Genomic DNA, 21,183 nt, shown 5'->3' with positions numbered 1-21,183 from the left:
CTCAGCTTACCTCCACTGTGTCATGACGTTTAAACACGGCAACATCACGAACCTCATCCAGGGTGGTGAGCCCTCTTAATACTTTTTCGCAGCCGTCTTCCCACATAAATTTCAGTGCTTTACCTGCATTCGCCTCTAAGGTTTCCTCATCAGCGCCTTTTGACACCATTCTGGCGAGCCGCTCATTGAACCATAAGGTTTCGAACAGACCAAGACGACCTCTGAAGCCTTGGCCCTGACAAACTGCGCAGCCTTGAGGTTCAAAAATTTCAACCTCGTCTTCTACCCCTAGTAATATGCGCTCATCCTCATTAGCTGGTCTTGGCTTAGCACAATGGCGACAGAGTCGTCTGACAAGTCGCTGGGCAATCACCGCTGTCATGGTGGAACCAATCAGAAAGGGTTCACAACCAATATCCACCAAACGAGTCACAGCACTGACGGCATTGTTGGTATGTAAGGTAGAAAATACGAGGTGGCCGGTCATCGCCGCTTTAACCGCAACATCAGCTGTTTCGGAATCACGAATCTCACCCACCATGAGGACATCCGGGTCATGTCGAAGCAAAGAACGTAAAGCATCGGCAAAATTGATTTTAGGGCCGGTCTGTATTTGTGAAATCCCATCGATAACATATTCGATTGGGTTTTCGACCGTCATGATATTGATATCAGGATGGTTAATTTCTTGCAGTGCCGCACACAAGGTTGTCGATTTACCGCTTCCGGTCGGGCCGGTGAGCAAAATCATGCCGTAAGGTTTGCGGATGGCCTGCTTGAACTCGACAAGATCACTTTCCAGAAAGCCGAGATCAGTCAGGGTCAAACTACTACTCTCACTGCCTAATAGACGCATGGTGATCCGTTCACCAAGTCGTGTAGGCGCAGTGGCTACACGGATGTTGAACTCCATATCAACCGGTGCAGCAAGGTGATAGGAAAAACCGCCATCCTGAGGCATCCGCTGTTCAGAAATATCCAGGCCTGACAATACTTTCACCCTGGAAATCAAGCCTGCCGCCACAGTCTGATCGGCGTCCAGCGGATAATCCGTCAACTTACCGTCAACCCTGAAACGGATTCGCAGTCCCTCCTCCTCAATCATCAAATGTACATCTGAAGACCGGTTAAGATAGGCGTCTCTGAGAACCTGGTCCAAGACAGCCACCAAGTCCGTCTCTGGGGCACTGCTCTCACTGGCCTGAGCCACGGCCGTATTGGCTAGAACTTTTTTTACAACCAGACGGATACGTTCAGGATCACTCATCGTGACCGGCAGATCATCACCGACCAGTCGCAGTGCAGAATCAATAGATACCCGATCAGTTGGATCACTGATGACCAGCATATCTTCACCTGCCGAAGTCATGACAAGCATTTGCTTGCGGTTGATCAGACTTGATGGCAGTTTTTTAGTCAGCACTGCGTTCAATTTCGTGTCACTCAGGTCAACAAATTGAATACCTTGATCTTCAGCCAATGCCCGATGCATCGCCGATACAGGCAAACGATAATGTGCCAGTAATTTTGACAATAAAGGCACACGTTCTTTTCTAGCAATCAGACGCAACTGTTCGAGGGTCGATTCTTCAATCAGTCCCGTTTCTACCCCTGCCCTTATTAGTTGTTCATCTCTGACAGCCATGGAGAACCTTTAAAGCGCTAAAATCATTTCAGTCTTAAGCATTTGCGAACTGCCCCTGAATGGCGATATTTCTAGTTTCTCGATATTCAGTCGAATTACCGTGACTTGATAAGGAAGCTCATCGAGACCATGAATGAACCGCCTCAAAGCAAGATAGCTGCCATCGACTTCTAGGCGTTGCAGAGGGCGCTGAAACATCGAGCCGGGAGACATACGAGTAATCCAACCCGTGGTGACGGGTGGAATAATTTCGTTGTCATCATTTCCACGCCGGTTGTTGTTTTTGAGTGGCTGCGGGCGCAGTGCCTCATTAACTCTAATCCTAATGCCACTATCACGTGCCAGTTCAGAAATCTTAACCTTCAATTCCTGTGAATCGACCGGAGCCAGCTGTTGTTCAATCTGCACGGCACTCTCGCGAATTGCATCGAGGGCTTTTTGCTGATCCTCCAACTCCCGTTTGATTTCATCTATCCCTTCTTGTGGTTGAGTTGGAATGTCCATCTTAGCTAGGCGGTTCAGTGTCGCTTCTTTCTGCTGCTCAAGACGTTGTATGTTCTCCAGTCGAGGCTCAAAACGCAGAAGACCATAACCACTAAGTACAATGACCAACAGTATAATGCCGGCAAGAGCGCGTTCCCGATTATTGAGCTGTTTCAATTTCATGCTTGTTTATCCTCAACTTCAGATTGGGGAATCACACGCACCAAACTTAATGAGACCGAGTAGCCCGCCAGGTTCATCGGGCCGGCTTTTTCTATCACCTGAATATCTCTCACTTCCATATCCCATGCAGCAATAGAAAGCTTCATATTCTGCACAAACTCCTGAGCTGCACTCTCTGTGAGCGCCCAGGCATCAATATTGAAATTATCGGTTTCCACAATCCCTGGCTTGTTGAGCGGCGTAGCAGCAGGCTGTACAGTAGCACGGCGGCCCATTTCATCGACACGACTAACAATAATCTGTTTGTTGATATTGTTCTGCAGCACACCCAAAATGGCTTGAACCAGAAGCGCTCTTTCTGGGAGCGACTGACCAAAAAACTCAAGCCTGGCTTCCATCCGGCGTTGGCTTTCTTTTTGTTCTTCCAGTTCGGCTTTTTGCTTATCAATTGCTCCACGTTGCTTTTTGATGCGATCCACCGCCGCATCCAGAACCGCAGCGCGCTCATCGATCTCCGTTTTTTCTTTGTTGATAGCCGCGTATTGGACCGACATAGTGACTTCAGAAATAACGATCAGGACTAGCATCGCGGCCACTAAGGCGACGGCTTGTGTTTCTGTGCGATGCCAGGTTGGTGGCAAAGGACCGCCCGGCCTCACGGAACTGATTTTTCTAGCCCCTTTCATACCAAAAAAGAGTCGTCCAGCTGCAAACATGCCCGGAGACAACCCATCTCTCTCATCGAACATAACAAGATCTGGCTCACTAGCCAGTGCTGAGCCCAAACTACCGCGAAGACTGGGCAAGCTCTCTGGGGGCGCAGCCAGCACTATACCGGGATGCTGAGTATTCTCAGCATGAAAAACCTCTAGGCAGGCATCCAGCATAGAGGCACTGCGGTTGACGTAATGCTGAACGGAAACAATATGATCCCGTTTCAGGTGGGAGGAAGTGGTGATGAACTCGGTAGTTTCCAGTAAGACAAGATGTTTTTCTGCGCGATCTATCAACGCTACACTGTTACCTGTCAGCGGCATTAACCCCTCCAGTTGTAGCTTGTAGTCCTGACAGAGCTCATGCCACTTACTGACAACAGATTGGTGAGTCGCTGTGCTCAGCCAGTTCCACACACCAGGAGCATCATCAACTTCTCCCTGTGCCGACCACCCACACTGGACCTCATCATCTTCTCCCCGAAGCCAGTCCTGAACCACAAAAAGTGACTGCGCCTGTTCACGTGTCACATAGCCAAATTCTAAGGCAACTTCACCAAACCGCCGACTGCGTTCGCCTTTATTAGCTTCCTGTTTCAGCTGTTTCTGCGCCTGATTAATCTCCAGTACCTGTTCTGGTGACAGCATGCCATGAGACTCCATCAACTGTCCCAGCGTCCACTGCAACTGATGTTGCATTAAAAGCGGTTCAACTTCCCAGCGAATCAACTCATGCATTTGATTGATAGGCTTGGGCTTTTTGGGAGATACAGGCAGTTCAACCAAGGCAGACATCACTGAAGGTGTCAGTACGATGACATGCTTTCCCTGCCAGCCTTGGGTTCTTAGAGAGCTCAGAATCTGGCTGAAAGCGACAGCCGGATCGATACTGTCTGAACTTGCTGTCGCCTGAACCTGGAGCTTTTTGCCCGCCTTGTTGAATACCGCAGCCTGCATCGACAGGCCTGACCATTCACAGATCATGACGTTATTCGGCCGTATTGCACTTAATTTATCGGTCAATTGCTTAAACTTCATCATGGTTCAATATTCCAGCGGATTGGTCCGAATTGCTGCCTGGGCAGGACCATTACCGTGTAAGGTGAGCTTGTCATTTCAGGGCAGCTTGCAGGCGATGTTGCCGTGCTGTCGTCACAGCGAGTACTGACGATGTAATAACCTGCAGGTAATTTATCTGAAAACGCAGTTGAGGATGAGACAGCGACAGTATATTCATATATACCCCGTGCAGGAATACTTGAACCCGGGGGGCTAAAAGTAAAATCACTCGTATAGGCATTGGGATCACCACTGCTTTTTGCCAACGTAACTGTCCAGTCAAGACTGTTATCAAGATTTGATATGGCACTTGCCGCTGAGGTATTAACAAATCGAATGTTGAAGCTACTGGGAGCGAGCCAATCATCTGCCACAATCAAATCATCATTTCCTAGGGACGGATAATCGTCGGCGGTGGTGCTGAGATCATAGCCTTCGCTGTAGAGATAAAATATTTCTGCAGGTGGGTTAATCGGAGCAGTAATGGGCGCCGAATATTCGGTACCTGATTCAGCTAGAGTGACGACCCAGCCATAATTGGGATCAGTCGGGTTGTTGCCATTCTGATAACCATCTCTGAAACGTCGAACACCATCTTGCTCTGGATTAATCTGAATATATGGACCATACCAGCCTGTGCGGACACCGCTTGCTGTGACAGTGGGCTTCAGTAATTCCAGCGATGCATCACAGGGCGACGTGTAAAAGCCGGGAGAGCTGGCACTCTGAGTGAGATCAAAGGGCGATGCTACAAGCTCTGCCAGACAATAGGGCAACCTGCCGTTATCGACAGCAAATCCGGCCAATTCGGGCTGTCCGTTAACGACCCGTTCAGTGCTTCGAATAATGGCATCACGGATTATTGTCTGCCGGCGTTGAGTCTCATTAAAGTAGGCTTCATCCTGCTGACCTTCGGTAAATAACAACCCCGCAGAGGCCAATAGGCCAATCAAAAACAGAACCAGAACCAGTTCAAGCAGGGTAAAACCATTTTGATGAACGTGATTGAAATGTCGCATGCGATTCCTTTCAATCAGCGCATCAGGCAAAGGATAAGGTCATCGCCTTCAGCAATGCAGGGGTCATTACCAGACACCGGGTTGGCATCGTAGTCAGGATCAATTTCACCATCAGGACCGGGGCTGATAATCCGGGCAGTATCGGCTGGCAGGATATGGTCAGCTGCAACAAACCCGACATCTGATGGCGTCAGGCATTCATACAAATCACCGGTAGCGTCATAGTCATCACCACCACTATTAATTAGACAACGATAACGGGCACCATAGATCAATTCCGGGTCCAGTAGGATATACGCATTACCCCAGCTGTCAGTCAGCCCTTCTTGGCTGATATATGCGCCATTCCAGCCTTGCTGCGTGCTACCGTTCCAAAGCAGAAAATCAAACTCGGCAATATCGTAGGGAAATTGATTAAGCATCACCAGCGCGTTGGAAGCAATGGTCTCACCAGCACTGTTGTTGTAGTTTTCTTGGCACCAGTCCTGCCACGCGATGGCATCTGCCGGGAGGGGGGTAAGATCAAACCCGACAGTAAAATCGTTGTAATTTTCATGAGCGTTAACGTCGTTAACGGTATTTGGACTGAAATCACCCTGACGATAAACCATGCAGGGCAGCTCACGATTGTCACGACGAAACTGTAATAAGGCCTTTTGCAGCTCTGCCATTTCCAATCGTGTGACATTCTGCCGCGCCTGATCTTCATTGCCACTAAAAGCATTGATGGCCGCAATACTGACGATACCCAGCAAAACGATAACTAGCAGAATTTCGACCAGCGTAAAACCGGCCTGACGATTATTTGAAAAATAAGCTTTGTTTGGTCGGTCAAACAATAAAAACCACATTTACTTGTTCCCGATTGATTTATCTCACGCTCAATTTAGCGGCCCTTTTACACGCTGCATGGCATCCTGTTCATACAAAACGTTCTGGCAATAAAAGTTATTGACGCAACGTTCTGAGATAAAGAAAGGGCGGGCAAAGCCCGCCCCTCTTATTAGCACTTATCTCAAGTGAGATTATTGCTGTGCTTCAGACACCAGTTGGTCGATGTTTTTACCGTCTGTAGATACGATAGCGATTAAACGAAGGGTATCATTCCATTCCATCGCGTCATCATCCAAGTTGTACTCACCCGCTTGGAACAAACCAATATAACGTGAGTAATGGATTTCTGGATTCACTTCAGTATCTTCATCACCAGTGTTACGAACGTAAGTCGGTGATTGAGCAATAGCAACATTACTGAAAGTGGTAGATGCTGCAGCATCGCCACCGAAACCCAAAGCAATCAGAACATGACATTCATCACCTTCTAAAGCATCACCATATTGGTTTTGTAGGTTATTACCTGACACTTGCACAGTCGTATCGAAAGCAGCGTTAGGATATGTGCCTATAGCAGCTGCTGCGTTTGTCCCTTGGCAGTTGTCGTTTGGGACAACCGCAAAAGCTGTTGGCAAATCACCATCCTCTATTTCGACCTCAGCAGCATCACCACTACTTTCATTATGGAAACGGTTTGGTGCTTGATCCCCAGTTGGTTCGCCACCAGCGTTCACAACTTGTAGCTCTTCAATACCTGACTCTTCCATCATATCTATGATTGCAGAACCAGCACTTGTAACAGTTGATGGGTTCCAGGCTGCCAAATAAGTGGTCATTGCTGAAGAATCAAAAGTCAATCGATCGCCATCGGCATCAAGTAGATTATCCCACTGATTTGGGTAAACGTTTTCTACCGCACGGTAAGTACGAATCGCACGGTCGATAGTGGCAGCCGTATTACCGGCAGATGCGGCTTCAGCAGACGCACCGACATCTTCATAGGCAATCAACGCACCGGTTGCCAGAATCGCAATCAGGGTGATAACAACCAGCAGTTCGAGCAGGGTGAAACCTTTTTCTTTACCTTGCAGCTTCTGGCCTTTAGCACGCAATTTTTCATCTTTGATCACAGACAAATCCGCTCTGCGGAATTTGCTGATTGTCGCTTTCATTTCTTGTATGTTCATTATATCTCTCTCAGGTTTGCGCCTCAGCCACCCCTTGCGGCCTGTTGGTCAACAGTTAATAAATCAAATTGAGATGTGACCCGCTCACACTCTTTGCCATCATTCAGGTTAAGTCTTCTCTTTAGGAAGTTGCTCCCTGCTCACCCGGACAGTCAATGACATAGCGGTACTGTTTACCGCAATGCAAAATGACTTCTTTTTGACGGCGTTTAAGAATACGAACCTCAACACGAATATCGCCATAACCATCATGCGCCAGGATGTCGTCAACTAGTTCCAGCAGTTTGGCTTTAGCAGGCTGTTGAGCTGTGTCGACTTTGGCATTCATGAACTGATAATCTCCGATTGAAATTCTTAGGCTTGATATTAGGCCAATCAGGAAAGCTTCCCTATAGGAATAATTCCTGAAGTTGTAAACACCACTTTTCCGGCAGCATATAGAGCTAATTCCCAATTAACATAGGGTGATATCCCTACTCTCCAGTTACAGTGATACCGAGTTAAACGTTGCATTTGTATCTACTTAGCTGGCTTGTGGGGATCCTGAAGAATAATCAGTATCGGCAAGAGCGCGTTCTGCTGCTTTTTTACGACCTGAGCCAAAACATAACGATGATAAGTCTCCCGGTACTCAGGGAACTGCTTGATCGCCATGCGGATCATCTGCTGCGCTTCCACAGGTTTATTATTCATTGCTAACAGATAAGCATGTGTGTAGGTCTCCACTTGACCCGGCCAGTTCTCAATCACTTGCTGACTGATGGTGAGCTTATCTTTAATTAAGCCAGGTTGATTTGGCAGGACCCGGACCAGAAAATTGTCCGCGATCGGAGTAAATACTGAGGTTTCCCTGAGCTGATAGAGCTTTTCAAGGTTTTTATCAATTTCCGACTGCGGCAAACCTTGCTCACGTAATGAGGTGAGCGTTGTTTCCAACTGATGGTAGCTGGTCTGCAAGCTCCCCAACGACCAGGCCGCAAAGATAAAGATCACCAGAAAGAAAGCTGGTGCCAAGTTAAACCTGACCTGAAGCGGTCGCTCGGAACCGAGACCCAACAGCAGACTGGTTATCGCCAGAAAGGTCATGTACCACAACGGGTACTCCAGCATGCTATGAATACCGATTACCGACAGCAGCGCCAGTAGCCACCAGCGTTCGGCATTCATTTGGCTCAGAAACTGCTCTCTGAACCAGTAGAGAATACCGGCAGTGAGAATCAATGCGCCTACAATCCCGGTTTCTGCCAGCAGTTGTAGAATCAGATTATGGGCATGGTGCCAGAGTCCTTTCAAGGAAGGATACGATTCGGTAATGGAAAAGTTATACCAGGAGAACTCTGCCCAGCCGGCGCCGAGCCACGGGTGTTGTTTGAATAAAAGCCAGGCTTGTTCAACTAGGATTAAACGGCTCGACTCGGTGCCCATGGTCTGCACCAACCGTTCTGCCGGCATTTTTGCTGGTTCCAGAAAGCCGAGCAGCGGAACGATGAACTGAGCTGCGATAAAAGCCGGAATCAACCAGAGCAGCATGATCGGTTTTATCGCTGTAGTCTGGTTTTGTGAAAAAGTTCTGGCCAGTAACCAACCGCCTATAGAGAGTAATACGACATAAAGGATAGCCATCCGCTGCCCACCCTGGGCAAAGCCTATCAGAATTAAGGCGCTGATCAGGAGAGTCATCACGGTGTTGATTCGGCCGGTAAGCCTAAGGTAAAGCAGTGAAGCCAGACCCAGAGCGAGGTAGTTGGAAAAATGATTAACCTGTCCGATATTGCCGGATTTTCCGGCCAGTATCCATTTGGCAAAAACACTTTCTTCCGGCAGGATTTTGCCGATCGGCAGCAGGATCATGATGGTCGTTGCACCAATCACAAATGCCCAGGCAATGGCCGGTACGATGCTTTCAAGTGACAGAGAATGCTTCAGGTTGGCGGCAAGAACTATCAGTAATGCTGCAAGCCCGAGATAAAGCATGGCGACAAATTGATTCTGCCAGTAGTCCGGCCCCCCCAGCGTAACTTGTAAACCCAGAACTACAATTAAGGCCAGTGGTACAAATGTCACTAAGGGTATTTGAAGCTTTTCTTGTCTGTAACCAATTAAAAACAGGCTGGCAAACACGGCCAGTAATGCAGCAAGCCACTCGTTGTAGAAACTGGCTATCGGTGGCATGTGATAAGGGGACAAAAACGGGAGAACACACATCAACGTCAGCATAAAGATGCTAAAACTGGCAAGAACTGAACGAGGTTTACCGGTATTGGATTCTGCTGCCGTCATGGACTGATTCCCGCTGGGTAGTTTGAAAATCAGTCAATATTAGTGAGACAGCAACAAACTGACACTAGGAAAAAATCCTATTCTGTCATTACCTACTGACATATAGCTTATTTAGGTAATGAACGATGGTTTACAAAGCGAGGTAATCTTCCAGAACAAAACTTAAGGAATTATTCCTATAGCGCTTAGGATTTTATAACCAAATAATAGCATTGAGATTTTTTAAATCTCGTTATTACTCGACTGTCATTGCGACAGCCCCTTAGAGGTCGAATTCTGGACTCTCACTGTGGGTGGTATTCACCCACAGTTATTTTTTTAGAACATCCCGAGCTGTAACTGCGCCGCTTCAGACATCATGTCTTTGGTCCACTGCGGATCCCAGACTAGCTCTACATGGGCTTTTTTAACGCCTTCAACAGACATCACCCGTGATTCCACATCACCGGGGAATGATTGGGCTACCGGACAACCAGGTGCTGTTAATGTCATATCGATACTGACATTACCTGAGTTGCTGACATCCACTTTATAGATAAGCCCAAGTTCGTAAATGTTGATCGGAATCTCAGGGTCATAGATGGTTTTTAATACCTCGATGACCTCTTCTTTGAGCTGCTCTGGGCTGATTGTGTATTGGTCATTCATATAGTCTTGCCCTGCTTACTCTGTTGTAATTGAAATATCATGATCATTATCGACTGCGGCATGCACTGTGTGCCATGACAAGGTGGCGCATTTTACCCGAGCTGGAAACTCTTTAACGCCACCTAATACTTCCAGTTTACCTGCTAATTCGCCGCCCTCTTCTTCGCCTGTCAAAGCCCGATGCACATTGTCATAAAGCGTTTGTGCTTCTTCTAATGTTTTCCCTTTCAGGGTTTCAGTCATCAATGAAGCTGAGGCAACAGAGATGGCGCAGCCACTACCCTGAAAGCTGACGTCTTCAATAATTTCACCGTTTAACTTGACGTAAACCACCAACGCATCACCACACAATGGGTTATTCCCATGAGCCATATGGTTAGCATCAGTAATTTCTCTAAAGTTACGCGGGTTCTTTTTGTGATCCATGATCACTTGTTGATAGAGATCTCTCAAATCACTCATCAGGCAAACAGCTCCTGGGTTGTTTTGATGGCATTCACTAAGGCATCAATTTCAGCTTCGGTGTTATAGAAAGCAAACGAAGCGCGTGCCGTTGCTGCAATACCAAAGAATTGCATCACAGGTTGCGCACAGTGGTGTCCGGCGCGAATCGCTACACCTTGCTGATCAAAAATAGTACCGACATCATGCGGGTGCACATCTTCAATCATAAATGACAACACACTGGCTTTTTGTTTTGCCGTACCGATAATGCGTACACCCTTTATTTGTTGCAGACGCTGCGTTGCGATGTCTAATAAGGCATGCTCATGGGCAGCAATATTATCGATGCCGAGATCCTGCATATAATCAATTGCTGCACCTAAACCAACAGCACCAGCAATATGAGGTGTGCCTGCCTCGAATTTGTACGGCAAGGCGTTATATTCGGTGTGGTCAAAGCTGACTGACAAAATCATATCGCCACCGCCCTGCCATGGTGGCATCGCTTCTAACAACGCTTGTTTGCCATAAAGAGCACCAATGCCGGTGGGAGCAAACATTTTGTGCCCGGAGAACACATAAAAGTCACAGTCGAGTTCTTGTACATCCACTTTCATATGCGGCACGGCTTGTGCGCCATCCACCAAAACCGGAATCGATTTTGCCCTCGCTTTGGCAATCATCTCTTTTAATGGGTTAATGGTGCCCAGAGCGTTTGAAACCTGACCGATCGCCAAAATTTTAGTGCGTGAATTAAGCAAGTCGTCTAAACCACTCAAGTCCAACTCACCTGTGACCGTCATCGGAATGACTTTCAGTTTGGCACCCGTTTGCTCACACAACATCTGCCAAGGAACGATATTGGCGTGATGTTCAATATGACTGATCAGAATTTCATCACCGGCTTCGATGTTAGGGCGAACAAAGCTCTGTGCGACCAAATTAATGGCTTCTGTTGCGCCACGTACAAAGATAATTTCTTTATCCGATTGTGCATTCAAAAAACCACGCACTTTGTTACGTGCACCTTCATAGGCATCTGTTGCACGTTGACTTAATTGATGCACACCACGGTGAACATTGGCATTATCATGGCGATAAAATTGGTTAACTGCTTCAATCACCTGAACGGGTTTCTGACTACTGGCGGCATTATCTAAATACGCTAAGGTATGGCCGTTCACTTTCTGATCCAAGATCGGAAAGTCACGTCTAACCGCTGCAATATCTAATGCAGATAAGCTATCTGTTGCCACTTTTAGTTCTGTTTGGCTCATAGATTACGCACCTCTTGGTAATCGATGTTCTATAACGTTAGACAGCGCTTGACGAACAGGTTCAGCTTTAATGCGTTGTAATACTTCCACCGCAAAGGCATAGGTCAATAAGCTACGAGCGCTGACTTCATCAAGACCACGCGCACGCAGGAAAAACAATTGCGTTTCATCAAGCTGACCAACTGTGCTGCCATGACCGCATTTCACGTCATCAGCATAGATTTCCATTTCTGGTTTGGTATCAATTTCACAGGTGCGAGATAACAGCAAATTACGGTTGCTTTGGTTGGCATCCGTTTTTTGTGCATCTTTGTGCACAATCACTTTGCCGTTAAAGACAGCGTGGCTTTCGCCATCCATCACACCTTTATAGACTTCTTCACTGGTTGTATGAGGGACAGCGTGATCGATCCGAGTGTGATTATCCACATGCTGATCACCATCCAGCAGGTATAAACCATCCAATGTGACGTGAGACTCTTCACCCAACAATTGGCTATGAATATCATTACGAGCCAGCTTGCCGCCAAGTGAAATATTGTTGGTATTCCACTCACTGTTTGCCGCTTGCTTCGATGCCAACGTCGCGATGTGATAATGCTTGAGCGACTCGTGTTGAAGCTTAAAGTGATGCAGTTTAGCTTTATCAGCCAAAGCCACCTCAGTGACAACATTCGTGAAACCGACATTGTCTTGCAGACTCACGTAGTGCTCGATCAGCGTGATTTCACTATTTTTTTCAAGCTGTACAAGGTGACGTAAATGCGTCGCTAAGTTGTCCGTTTCACCGCTATTAATAACCAATATTTCTACTGGTTTTTCAATTTTGCTATCGGCAGCGACATGCAGATACGCACCTTCTTGCATCAAGAAAGTATTGAGCGCATTCAAGCCAGGTTTTTCTACATCAATATGTGCATTCAGCAGGTTTTCAGCTTTATCCAGAGACGTTGACAGTGGTGACAGCGTCAAACCTGTTTCTAGATTATCTAACTGAGACAGCTCTGCACTGAATTGACCATCTACGATGACTAAGCGATGTGCCTGCTCGATAAGCGCAACATTTGCAGATTGTGCTTTAGTTACCGAACTGGGCTTCGCATCATGGGTAAAGCTTTCCTGACTTAATTGCCACAGCGATGTGTACTTCCAGTCTTCAACTTTTTTTGCTGGCAGACCCTGACGTTCAAACTGACCACGTGCTTGCTGTCGCAAAGATTGCAACCAGTCGAGCTGTGCGCCGGGCAAAGTGCTGTTGGCAGCGACCTCGCTGAATGGCGTTGTGATTTCAGTTAATTGTTTCATGCTGTTTGACCTTCCGGTGCATCGTGGATCCAGCTATAACCTGATTTTTCCAGTTCTTTCGCCAGTTCTTTATCACCAGACTTAACAATTTTGCCTTCTGACAGAACGTGTACAAAATCTGGCACGATATGATCCAGCAAACGCTGATAGTGGGTAATCATTACGATTGAGCGATCTTCAGCACGCAGTGCGTTAACGCCTTCCGCGACTGTTTTCAAAGCATCGATATCTAGACCGGAGTCAGTTTCATCTAAAATCGCCAATGCCGGCTCTAATACCGCCATTTGCAGGATTTCATTACGTTTCTTTTCACCGCCAGAAAAGCCTTCATTCACATTACGGTGTAAGAACTGCTCATCCATTTTGACCAGTTTCATGCGGTCACGTACCAAGGTCAGAAAGTCGATAGCATCCACTTCTTCTAGGCCTTGGTATTTACGCACTGCGTTCAAGGCGGCTTTGAGCAGATAAATGTTGCTCACACCCGGAATCTCGACAGGATATTGGAACGCAAGGAAAACACCGCGCTGAGCACGTTCTTCTGGCTCAAGTTCTAACAGGTTTTGACCTTTATAGATGACTTCGCCTTGTGTCACTTCATAGCCATCACGGCCGGCCAACACATTTGATAAAGTACTTTTGCCTGCACCGTTAGGTCCCATGATGGCATGCACTTCACCAGGATTAACTGTCATATTGATGCCGCGAAGAATTTCTTTGCCATCTACGCTGGCATGGAGGTTTTTAATTTCTAACATCTTCACTCTCTAAATTTCTGAATAATCTTTGGGGTTCTTATCAAATGGGCTTAACCCACAGAACCTTCTAATGACAAACCAAGCAGGTTTTGTGCTTCAACCGCGAATTCCATCGGTAGCTCACGAATAACCTGTTTACAGAAGCCGTTTACAATCATTGATACCGCATCTTCCGTATCCAGACCGCGCTGTTTGCAGTAGAACAATTGGTCTTCACTGATTTTCGATGTGGATGCCTCATGCTCGACTTTGGCTGTCGGATTTTTTACTTCGATGTACGGGAAGGTATGTGCACCGCAAGTATCGCCCATCAACAACGAATCACATTCTGTGTAGTTACGTGCATTGTCCGCATTAGGTCCAACACGTACCAAACCACGGTAGGCATTTTGTGAACGACCAGCAGAGATACCTTTAGAAATAATGGTCGAGCTGGTGTTTTTACCCAGATGAATCATCTTGGTACCGGTATCAGCCTGCTGCATATTATTAGTAACAGCCACTGAGTAGAACTCGCCGATTGAGTTATCACCCTGCAATACTACACTTGGGTATTTCCATGTAATGGCAGAACCCGTTTCAACTTGTGTCCATGACACTTTAGAAGACTCACCTCGGCATGCCGCACGTTTGGTCACGAAGTTATAAATACCGCCTTTACCGTTTTCGTCACCGGGGTACCAGTTCTGAACCGTTGAATATTTAATCTCAGCGCGATCCATAGCAACCAACTCGACTACCGCCGCATGCAATTGGTTTTCATCACGCATAGGGGCTGTACAGCCTTCCAGGTAGCTGACATAAGCATCATCATCAGCGATGATCAATGTCCGTTCGAACTGTCCCGTATTGGCCGCGTTGATACGGAAATAAGTCGACAATTCCATTGGGCAACGTACGCCTTTAGGAATGTAGACAAATGAACCGTCAGTAAACACAGCAGAGTTTAGTGCCGCATAAAAGTTGTCTTTGTGTGGCACCACACTGCCGATGTATTTTTTGACCAACTCAGGATGCTCTTGGATGGCTTCAGAAATCGGCATAAATAAAATGCCTTCTTCAGCCAACTTGTCCTTGAAGGTGTTTGATACTGAAACACTATCGAAGACCGCATCGACCGCAACCCCGGCTAAGCGAGCTCTTTCATCGAGCGGTACGCCGAGTTTTTCATACGTCTTCAGTAGTTCAGGGTCGACCTCATCAAGACTTTTCGGGCCATCTGTTTTTTTCTTTGGCGCTGAGTAGTAACTCACTTCTTGATAATCAATTTCTGGATAGTGAACATGGGCCCATTCAGGCGTATCCATCGTTAACCAGTGACGATACGCTTTGAGACGCCATTCCAGCATCCACTCAGGTTCATTTTTGATCATTGAGATTTGTCTGACTACATCTTCACTCAAACCAGGCGGTAAGCTGTCTACCTCAATATCAGTGACAAATCCGGCCTTGTATTCTTTTTGTGTAATCGACTCAAGTTGTTGACTTTGATCAGTCATGGAACTCACCATCCTGTATTGTTGCTGTACTCATCTTAGTAACCGATGAATAAAATTTTATCGGGCTAGTGCCCGCTTCATTTTGCGGTGCCAGCATATCTGCCAGCTTGACTTCATCCAGCGCATGGAAAACCGCATTGTTGATTCGTGTCCAGTTAGTTTGGACTGCGCAGTGCGTTTCTTGTTCACAGTGACTTTCGTCACTTACACACTCGGTTAAGGCAATTGGGCCTTCAATCGCAGTAATTATCTCAGCGACTGATATCTTGTCTGGCGAATTGTTGAGGCTGTAACCGCCCATCACACCACGTTCAGATTTCAGCAAACCACCATGCGAAAGCGATTTGAGTACCTTTCTTACCGTCGGTAATGGCACTTTGACTGCCTCAGCAATGGTATGTGCGCTGTGCTGTACATCACGATTGGCTGCGAGATAACTCATCAGCACAATCCCATAGTCAGTTAATTTTCCCATGCGCAGCATATCTGCCCTCCTAATTGGTACTATTATAGTATCAATTAAACGAATAACCAAGTGATTCGCTCAGTTATTGTGAAGGGCTCCGTGAAAAATCCTGTGAATTCGGGTATGGTGATGAACTTTAAACCCTATCTATTGTACTAAATTCAGCGAAACAACTTGAATATTAATCAAACTTTGAGAGCCTATTAATGAATTTAAAGACACTTATTTTTTTACCCTTTTTATTTGGAGCAAACGTAATGGCTGATGATCACGCCGCCACTTTAGACACAGAAAAACAAAAACTAAGTTACATCTTTGGCATTCAAGTCGGACAAAACATGATGCAAGAAGGTGTTGAACTTGACCTTGATGCATTCAAAGCCGGCGTGGCAGATATGATGGCGGGTAAACAGCCACAGTTAGATCAAGCATCAGCTGAAAAAGTGATTCAAGAATTCCAAGCCAAAAAAGCACAAGAAATGGCTAAAGACATGAATGAAAAGCAAACAGAAGCCAAAGCATTCATGACAGCTAACGCGGAAAAAGACGGTGTCGTAACCACAGATAGCGGTCTGCAGTACGAAATCATTGAAGCTGGTGATGGCGCAACGCCAACTGAAAGTGACAAAGTTATCGCCCACTACAAAGGTACACTGCTTGACGGTACTGTTTTTGATAGCTCATACGACCGTGGTGAACCAGCAACATTCCCTGTCAACGGTGTTATCCAAGGCTGGCAGGAAACCTTGCAAATGATGAAAGAAGGCGGCAAATGGCGCATTGTGGTTCCAGCTAACTTAGCTTATGGCCCACGTGGTGCTGGTCAGCTTATCGGTCCAAATGAAACATTGATTTTCGATATCGAATTGATTGCAATCACGCAGTAATTGCTGAGTACGCAATAACAAAAAAGCCGCCTAAGGGCGGCTTTTTTTATGCACGATTATCTAATAATTGCTTGAGATAGTCCCATTCAAAGAAGGGGCCGGGATCCGTTTTCCTACCAGGTGCAATATGTTCATGACCTGCAATGCGTTGAAAGTTTAATTCAGGATAAGTTTTACATAAGCTTTCAATGACTGTCGCTAATGTTTGATATTGCACATCTTCAAATGGCTTATCGTCACAGCCTTCAAGCTCAATGCCAACGGTAAAATCATTACAGCGTTCTCGTCCCTGCCACTGTGACTCACCAGCATGCCAGGCACGCCGATGGAAAGGCACAAACTGAACTAACTCGCCGTTACGTCGAATCAACAAGTGAGAAGACACCTTGAGTCCACTGAGCTGTTCAAAATAGGGGTGTAAACCACAATTCAATTGGTTTAGAAATAAATCATCAATGAACGTTGCCCCGAACTCACTAGGCGGCAAGCTGATATTGTGAACAACAATACCACTGATATCCTCAGCATCAGGTCGTTCATCATGATTTGGCGATATCTTGATCTCGGCAGCGTCAATCAAGCCTGTATCTTTGTTTATATTCACTGTTTAGCCCATTCAAATAGCATTAAATGAAAACACACGTTACCCTATAGCGTTTTAGCAATAAGTTTAAGCCGATGGCCATCGAAAATCCCATACCCACTGCCTTTATCGAGTCTCAAGTCAAGCTTGCCTTGCTTGAAGATATTGGTCAACAAGACCTGACCGCTGATTTGATCCCCGTTGATGCGATGGTAACGGCTACGTTAATAACACGGGAGAATGCCACGCTTTGTGGTAAAAATTGGTTTGCCTCAGTCTTTGCACAGCTTGATAAAAATATTGTCATTGAATGGCATGCTGAAGACGGTGACAAACTCGCTGCCAACAGCACCATCTGTACGTTAAAAGGTCCAGCGCGGGCTATATTGACTGGTGAGCGTACTGCAATGAACTTTCTACAGACCCTATCAGCTACCGCGACTCGTGCCAGCCAATACGCCAGTGCTGTCTCAGGCTTGCCCGTGAGAGTACTCGATACACGCAAAACCCTACCCGGTTGGCGCATAGCACAAAAATATGCCGTGCGTTGTGGGGGCTGCTTTAATCATCGCTTTGGCTTATACGACGGTGTTCTTATAAAAGAAAATCATATCAATGCTGCCGGCTCAATTGCTGCTGCCGTTAGTCAGGCAAAAGCATTGCATCCGAACATCAGCGTTGAAGTAGAAGTTGAAAATAACAAGGAATTAGAACAGGCGCTATCTGCCAAAGCAGACATCATCTTATTAGATAATTTTGATATCGAACAACTCCACCAAGCGGTAAGCATCAATAACGGTCAAGCCCTTTTGGAAGCGTCGGGTAACGTCAATCTGAAGACGATTCGAGACATCGCCGAGACAGGTGTAGATCGTATCTCTGTGGGTGCATTAACAAAAGACATTAACGCTATCGATTTATCTCTTCGCTTTAAATAAAAAAAAGACACGGGGGTCAGTCATCCTGACAACCACCGTGTCTGAGAGTAAAACGTTACTCGAGACCGATTTGCCAGATCTCGCTATTGATCTCCACTACCTCACCCGTCGTGGCATCGATTTCAATCTTAATTTCGCCATCATTGTTCGTATCAATATCGAACTCGTATGATACGCGTCCATCAGACTCCAGTTCGTATTCGACCTCTACGATTTCACCAGGAAATTTAGCTAAGGCAATCTCGCGCGCTTCATTTTCGCTCAATTTAACTTTTGCTTTAAACTCAGGATCGTTTGCATAGGCGACTTCCCTTTCAATTTCAACAATATCGCCGGTATTTTTCAGGCATTCAACATCCCAGTTAAAACCATCTCGACCGCGAATATCAAACTCATAAACATGGCGTTTATCTTCAATCTTATATTCGACTTTTACGATCTGACCAGGTCGTTTATCCAAGGCTGCGGTGAGACAGCGATCAAAATCTTGTATTGTTGTTTCTGCTAAAACAGTGCCAGAAGCTGCCAGCAAAGTCGCGAATAAAAATAGGCTTCTCATTCATATTCCTAAAACAAAATGGGCCACATCAAGTGATGCAGCCCATTATGGTTTTTAATCGTTCAACACAAATTACAAGGTCAGTTTGAAACCAACCCACCCTGCACGTGGTGCGCCTGCACCGACAAAGCGAGGATCTTCAAAATCAAACCCAGGCGCTTCATCTGGTTCACCATAAAGTCCAAACGTTTCATACTCACTGTCGAACAAGTTATCGACCTTAGCAAAAAACTGGAAATTGTCAGTGACTTTGTAACGACCATGTAAGTTAACCACTTTGTAGTGACTAATTTTCTTATCAACATTTGCTTCATCGCCGCGGAAGTATTGACTAGAGTGATACGAAGCTGTGAAACCCAGCGCCAGTTTCTGCGTGAACGCATAGTCTGCACCTATCTTGATATTATGTGCCGGTATACCCGGTAGGCGATCGCCTTTATCAACATTGAAAGTGACAACTTCATCATCAACTTCACGTGCATAGCTGAACTCATCTTCAAACGCGGCACGCACGTAGGAGTAGTTTGCAAACCAGTTGAGTTTATCCACTTTACCATCAGCGCCTAATTCAATACCCGCACGTGACGTTTTATCGATGTTATCGAAAATACCCACATTCAAACGTGGATCAGACGGATCTTCTTCTGTTGCTGGAAAGAAAAATAAGTCATCTTCCAACTCAGTGTAGAAAACGCCAGCATTCCAATTCACATTCCCACTCTGTCCACGGAAACCAGCTTCAATCGTTCTAGCAACAATGTCATCTAAAGGCGGATCGGCTAAGAATGAATTTGGTAATGCACAAGGGTTATCTGGATCGGCACAAGTTAACTCAGAAGGCGTCGGCGCACGATTAGATTCACTGTAGTTCGCATACCCAGTCAAATTATCTCTAAAGGCATAGGTAGCACCAACAGATGGGTTAAAGCGACTAAAGACATTATCGCCACCACCTTCTGCTAAATCAGTCTCACCACCTTCACTAGTACCTGAAATATCAATATCGATTCGGTTGTATCGCCCTGCAAGCGTTACAGCAAGGCGGTCTGTTAATGAGTGCGTATTACTGAAGAACAGACTAAAGGTTTCAGTATCAATATCACCATCTACAACCGTTTCATCAATAATAAAACCAGTTCCATCCGTTCCGCGTGAAGAAGTGAAACGTGCAATTTCTGATTGAGAGCTATAGTCGACTTTTGATTTGTCATAACTCGCCCCAACAATCAATTGATTCTGGCGGCCAAACAGATCATCAAGGAAAGTGGTCTGCAAACCAAAACCAAAACTATCTTGTTCTGTCTCACTGGTGTTATTTAAAGCGACATCATCTCCATCAGAAAAACCTAATGCTGCAGCATCGTTAGTAATAATTTCATCATCACCATCAAAGACACCATCAACACCATCTTCGTCTTCACCGAGGTCATTACCAATCACTGATAACTCAGAACCATCGCCATTAAAGGTAGTACGGTCACTGCGTCGATAATAGGTGTTGGCTGACAACATGGTAGTGTCATCCAACCAATGCGAGCCATTCAGCGTGAACATACGCAATTCGTTTTGCGTGTTATCCGGGTGCGTGAATACAGCTTCACGATCCATTGCGACGAGTTCAACTGGCGATGCACCATTACCATTCAGATCACTATCAACTGCAGTGATACCGAAATCAAGCGTAGAGTCTTCGTTGGCATAGCTCAATTTAGAGAAGAACTGCTCAACACGCGAGGGTGAAAAGTCGCGCCAGCCATCTTCTTTAGTGATCGAACCTGTTACATAATAAGCAAGATTACCATCGCTACCACCACTTTCGATGGTGCCGGAATCACGCCCAAACGATCCCGTATACGCTTCCAGACTGTGGCCTGCATGCGTGAAACCATTTTTGGTTTGAATCGATAGCGCGCCACCCAAGGTATTAAGACCAAACATCGGGTTTGAGCCGGGAATCAGGTTCATGCCGGCAATGGCTGATTCAGGAATTAATTCGAAGTTAATCGCATCACCAAACGGTTCATTGATGCGGATTCCATCCATATAAACTGATAAACCTTGTGAGTTACCCACTAAAGGTGAAGCAGTAAAGCCGCGGAATTTCAAATCCGGCTGGAATGGGTTGTTTTGCGCCTGGTTCAAACTCACGCTACCAAGCGTTTTATTCATGAAGTCTGAGATATCCAAACCTTGAACACGTTCGATATCTTCATCATTTGCTGACTGAACGTTAGCCGGAATTTCGTCTTCCGGCAGACCAACACCATGTATGGGTGTGGTGCCGATAACTTCAATATTATCTAGCTCTAAATCGTCAGCAGCGAAAGCTGTGCCAGACAGCAACGCCGAAGCTAGCATCAGGCTCAGCGCCCTTTTTTTGTGAGGTACTTGCATTACTTATTACTCTCCCGAAAGT

20 protein-coding genes are annotated in these 21,183 nt (G+C 46.1%); 2 read left to right on the top strand and 18 right to left on the bottom strand.

The window, feature by feature from the left end; translation table 11 throughout:
* Nucleotide 1: 1 nt before the first annotated feature.
* The 15 genes from MDMS009_RS11640 to MDMS009_RS11570 all read right to left on the bottom strand — a co-directional run bounded on the left by MDMS009_RS11640 (nt 2) and on the right by MDMS009_RS11570 (nt 15,818).
* Complete coding sequence (locus MDMS009_RS11640) at nt 2–1,645, bottom strand: GspE/PulE family protein (protein ID WP_008291418.1); 1,644 nt, start codon at nt 1,643–1,645, stop codon at nt 2–4.
* Between the two features lie 9 nt (nt 1,646–1,654).
* On the bottom strand, nt 1,655–2,311 hold the full coding sequence (locus MDMS009_RS11635; RefSeq protein ID WP_008291766.1) for a hypothetical protein: 657 nt from the start codon (nt 2,309–2,311) through the stop codon (nt 1,655–1,657).
* The gene (locus tag MDMS009_RS11630) at nt 2,308–4,065 is read right to left on the bottom strand and encodes a hypothetical protein (RefSeq protein WP_008291773.1); all 1,758 of its coding nucleotides are present in this window, start codon (nt 4,063–4,065) and stop codon (nt 2,308–2,310) included. Before MDMS009_RS11630 ends, MDMS009_RS11635 begins: the two co-directional genes overlap by 4 nt.
* On the bottom strand, nt 4,062–5,102 hold the full coding sequence (locus MDMS009_RS11625; protein ID WP_008291630.1) for a prepilin-type N-terminal cleavage/methylation domain-containing protein: 1,041 nt from the start codon (nt 5,100–5,102) through the stop codon (nt 4,062–4,064). The genes MDMS009_RS11630 and MDMS009_RS11625 overlap by 4 nt, the downstream gene beginning before the upstream one ends.
* 14 nt (nt 5,103–5,116) lie before the next feature.
* Nucleotides 5,117–5,953: a prepilin-type N-terminal cleavage/methylation domain-containing protein gene (locus MDMS009_RS15880; protein WP_008291522.1), complete on the bottom strand. Its 837-nt coding sequence runs from the start codon at nt 5,951–5,953 to the stop codon at nt 5,117–5,119.
* A gap of 174 nt (nt 5,954–6,127) precedes the next feature.
* On the bottom strand, nt 6,128–7,123 hold the full coding sequence (locus tag MDMS009_RS11615) for a type II secretion system protein (RefSeq protein WP_008291655.1): 996 nt from the start codon (nt 7,121–7,123) through the stop codon (nt 6,128–6,130).
* A gap of 121 nt (nt 7,124–7,244) precedes the next feature.
* Nucleotides 7,245–7,451 carry a hypothetical protein gene (locus MDMS009_RS11610; protein WP_008291242.1) on the bottom strand — a complete coding sequence of 69 codons (207 nt, stop codon included), beginning with the start codon at nt 7,449–7,451 and terminating at the stop codon, nt 7,245–7,247.
* 191 nt (nt 7,452–7,642) lie between these two features.
* Entirely contained in the window at nt 7,643–9,403 is a 1,761-nt protein-coding gene (locus MDMS009_RS11605) for a PglL family O-oligosaccharyltransferase (protein ID WP_008291499.1), read from the bottom strand.
* Nucleotides 9,404–9,721: 318 nt separating this feature from the next.
* The gene (locus MDMS009_RS11600) at nt 9,722–10,051 is read right to left on the bottom strand and encodes an SUF system Fe-S cluster assembly protein (RefSeq protein WP_008291320.1); all 330 of its coding nucleotides are present in this window, start codon (nt 10,049–10,051) and stop codon (nt 9,722–9,724) included.
* A gap of 15 nt (nt 10,052–10,066) precedes the next feature.
* Nucleotides 10,067–10,513, bottom strand: coding sequence for a Fe-S cluster assembly sulfur transfer protein SufU (gene sufU / locus MDMS009_RS11595; RefSeq protein ID WP_008291229.1), 447 nt, complete (start codon nt 10,511–10,513; stop codon nt 10,067–10,069).
* A complete protein-coding gene (locus MDMS009_RS11590) occupies nt 10,513–11,772 on the bottom strand; it encodes a cysteine desulfurase (RefSeq protein ID WP_008291528.1) in 1,260 nt (419 codons plus the stop codon). Before MDMS009_RS11590 ends, sufU begins: the two co-directional genes overlap by 1 nt.
* A gap of 3 nt (nt 11,773–11,775) precedes the next feature.
* On the bottom strand, nt 11,776–13,077 hold the full coding sequence (gene sufD, locus MDMS009_RS11585) for a Fe-S cluster assembly protein SufD (RefSeq protein WP_008291736.1): 1,302 nt from the start codon (nt 13,075–13,077) through the stop codon (nt 11,776–11,778).
* On the bottom strand, nt 13,074–13,835 hold the full coding sequence (sufC, locus tag MDMS009_RS11580) for a Fe-S cluster assembly ATPase SufC (RefSeq protein ID WP_008291480.1): 762 nt from the start codon (nt 13,833–13,835) through the stop codon (nt 13,074–13,076). Before sufC ends, sufD begins: the two co-directional genes overlap by 4 nt.
* Before the next feature lie 50 nt (nt 13,836–13,885).
* A complete protein-coding gene (gene sufB, locus MDMS009_RS11575) occupies nt 13,886–15,334 on the bottom strand; it encodes a Fe-S cluster assembly protein SufB (RefSeq protein WP_008291349.1) in 1,449 nt (482 codons plus the stop codon).
* The gene (locus MDMS009_RS11570; protein ID WP_008291514.1) at nt 15,327–15,818 is read right to left on the bottom strand and encodes an SUF system Fe-S cluster assembly regulator; all 492 of its coding nucleotides are present in this window, start codon (nt 15,816–15,818) and stop codon (nt 15,327–15,329) included. The genes sufB and MDMS009_RS11570 overlap by 8 nt, the downstream gene beginning before the upstream one ends.
* Before the next feature lie 239 nt (nt 15,819–16,057).
* On the opposite strand from MDMS009_RS11570, the gene MDMS009_RS11565 reads away from it, so the two are divergent.
* Complete coding sequence (locus MDMS009_RS11565) at nt 16,058–16,687, top strand: FKBP-type peptidyl-prolyl cis-trans isomerase (protein WP_036313861.1); 630 nt, start codon at nt 16,058–16,060, stop codon at nt 16,685–16,687.
* A gap of 46 nt (nt 16,688–16,733) precedes the next feature.
* Here the strand turns inward: MDMS009_RS11565 and ampD are convergent, their stop codons facing one another.
* Nucleotides 16,734–17,291 carry a 1,6-anhydro-N-acetylmuramyl-L-alanine amidase AmpD gene (gene ampD / locus MDMS009_RS11560; RefSeq protein WP_008291777.1) on the bottom strand — a complete coding sequence of 186 codons (558 nt, stop codon included), beginning with the start codon at nt 17,289–17,291 and terminating at the stop codon, nt 16,734–16,736.
* Nucleotides 17,292–17,365: 74 nt separating this feature from the next.
* Here ampD and nadC point away from each other — a divergent pair, with 74 nt between their 5' ends.
* On the top strand, nt 17,366–18,208 hold the full coding sequence (nadC, locus tag MDMS009_RS11555; protein ID WP_008291284.1) for a carboxylating nicotinate-nucleotide diphosphorylase: 843 nt from the start codon (nt 17,366–17,368) through the stop codon (nt 18,206–18,208).
* A gap of 55 nt (nt 18,209–18,263) precedes the next feature.
* Here the strand turns inward: nadC and MDMS009_RS11550 are convergent, their stop codons facing one another.
* Together MDMS009_RS11550 and MDMS009_RS11545 are read right to left on the bottom strand one after the other, a co-directional pair.
* Nucleotides 18,264–18,767, bottom strand: coding sequence for a PepSY domain-containing protein (locus tag MDMS009_RS11550; RefSeq protein ID WP_008291421.1), 504 nt, complete (start codon nt 18,765–18,767; stop codon nt 18,264–18,266).
* A gap of 72 nt (nt 18,768–18,839) precedes the next feature.
* On the bottom strand, nt 18,840–21,161 hold the full coding sequence (locus tag MDMS009_RS11545; protein ID WP_043888236.1) for a TonB-dependent receptor: 2,322 nt from the start codon (nt 21,159–21,161) through the stop codon (nt 18,840–18,842).
* Between the last annotated feature and the right edge of the window lie 22 nt (nt 21,162–21,183).

The sequence above is a fragment of the Methylophaga thiooxydans DMS010 genome, assembly GCF_000156355.1.
Classification (GTDB): domain Bacteria; phylum Pseudomonadota; class Gammaproteobacteria; order Nitrosococcales; family Methylophagaceae; genus Methylophaga; species Methylophaga thiooxydans.
This window is presented reverse-complemented; position numbering and strand designations above follow the sequence as displayed.

Excerpts from the sequence above, each read along its gene's own strand:
- MDMS009_RS11640 (WP_008291418.1), bottom strand. The coding sequence starts at position 1,645 with ATGGCTGTCAGAGATGAACAACTAATAAGGGCAGGGGTAGAAACGGGA.
- MDMS009_RS11635 (WP_008291766.1), bottom strand. The coding sequence starts at position 2,311 with ATGAAATTGAAACAGCTCAATAATCGGGAACGCGCTCTTGCCGGCATT.
- MDMS009_RS11630 (WP_008291773.1), bottom strand. The coding sequence starts at position 4,065 with ATGATGAAGTTTAAGCAATTGACCGATAAATTAAGTGCAATACGGCCG.
- MDMS009_RS11625 (WP_008291630.1), bottom strand. The coding sequence starts at position 5,102 with ATGCGACATTTCAATCACGTTCATCAAAATGGTTTTACCCTGCTTGAA.
- MDMS009_RS15880 (WP_008291522.1), bottom strand. The coding sequence starts at position 5,953 with ATGTGGTTTTTATTGTTTGACCGACCAAACAAAGCTTATTTTTCAAAT.
- MDMS009_RS11615 (WP_008291655.1), bottom strand. The coding sequence starts at position 7,123 with ATGAACATACAAGAAATGAAAGCGACAATCAGCAAATTCCGCAGAGCG.
- MDMS009_RS11610 (WP_008291242.1), bottom strand. The coding sequence starts at position 7,451 with ATGAATGCCAAAGTCGACACAGCTCAACAGCCTGCTAAAGCCAAACTG.
- MDMS009_RS11605 (WP_008291499.1), bottom strand. The coding sequence starts at position 9,403 with ATGACGGCAGCAGAATCCAATACCGGTAAACCTCGTTCAGTTCTTGCC.
- MDMS009_RS11600 (WP_008291320.1), bottom strand. The coding sequence starts at position 10,051 with ATGAATGACCAATACACAATCAGCCCAGAGCAGCTCAAAGAAGAGGTC.
- sufU (WP_008291229.1), bottom strand. The coding sequence starts at position 10,513 with ATGAGTGATTTGAGAGATCTCTATCAACAAGTGATCATGGATCACAAA.
- MDMS009_RS11590 (WP_008291528.1), bottom strand. The coding sequence starts at position 11,772 with ATGAGCCAAACAGAACTAAAAGTGGCAACAGATAGCTTATCTGCATTA.
- sufD (WP_008291736.1), bottom strand. The coding sequence starts at position 13,077 with ATGAAACAATTAACTGAAATCACAACGCCATTCAGCGAGGTCGCTGCC.
- sufC (WP_008291480.1), bottom strand. The coding sequence starts at position 13,835 with ATGTTAGAAATTAAAAACCTCCATGCCAGCGTAGATGGCAAAGAAATT.
- sufB (WP_008291349.1), bottom strand. The coding sequence starts at position 15,334 with ATGACTGATCAAAGTCAACAACTTGAGTCGATTACACAAAAAGAATAC.
- MDMS009_RS11570 (WP_008291514.1), bottom strand. The coding sequence starts at position 15,818 with ATGCTGCGCATGGGAAAATTAACTGACTATGGGATTGTGCTGATGAGT.
- MDMS009_RS11565 (WP_036313861.1), top strand. The coding sequence starts at position 16,058 with ATGGCTGATGATCACGCCGCCACTTTAGACACAGAAAAACAAAAACTA.
- nadC (WP_008291284.1), top strand. The coding sequence starts at position 17,366 with ATGGCCATCGAAAATCCCATACCCACTGCCTTTATCGAGTCTCAAGTC.
- MDMS009_RS11550 (WP_008291421.1), bottom strand. The coding sequence starts at position 18,767 with ATGAGAAGCCTATTTTTATTCGCGACTTTGCTGGCAGCTTCTGGCACT.
- MDMS009_RS11545 (WP_043888236.1), bottom strand. The coding sequence starts at position 21,161 with ATGCAAGTACCTCACAAAAAAAGGGCGCTGAGCCTGATGCTAGCTTCG.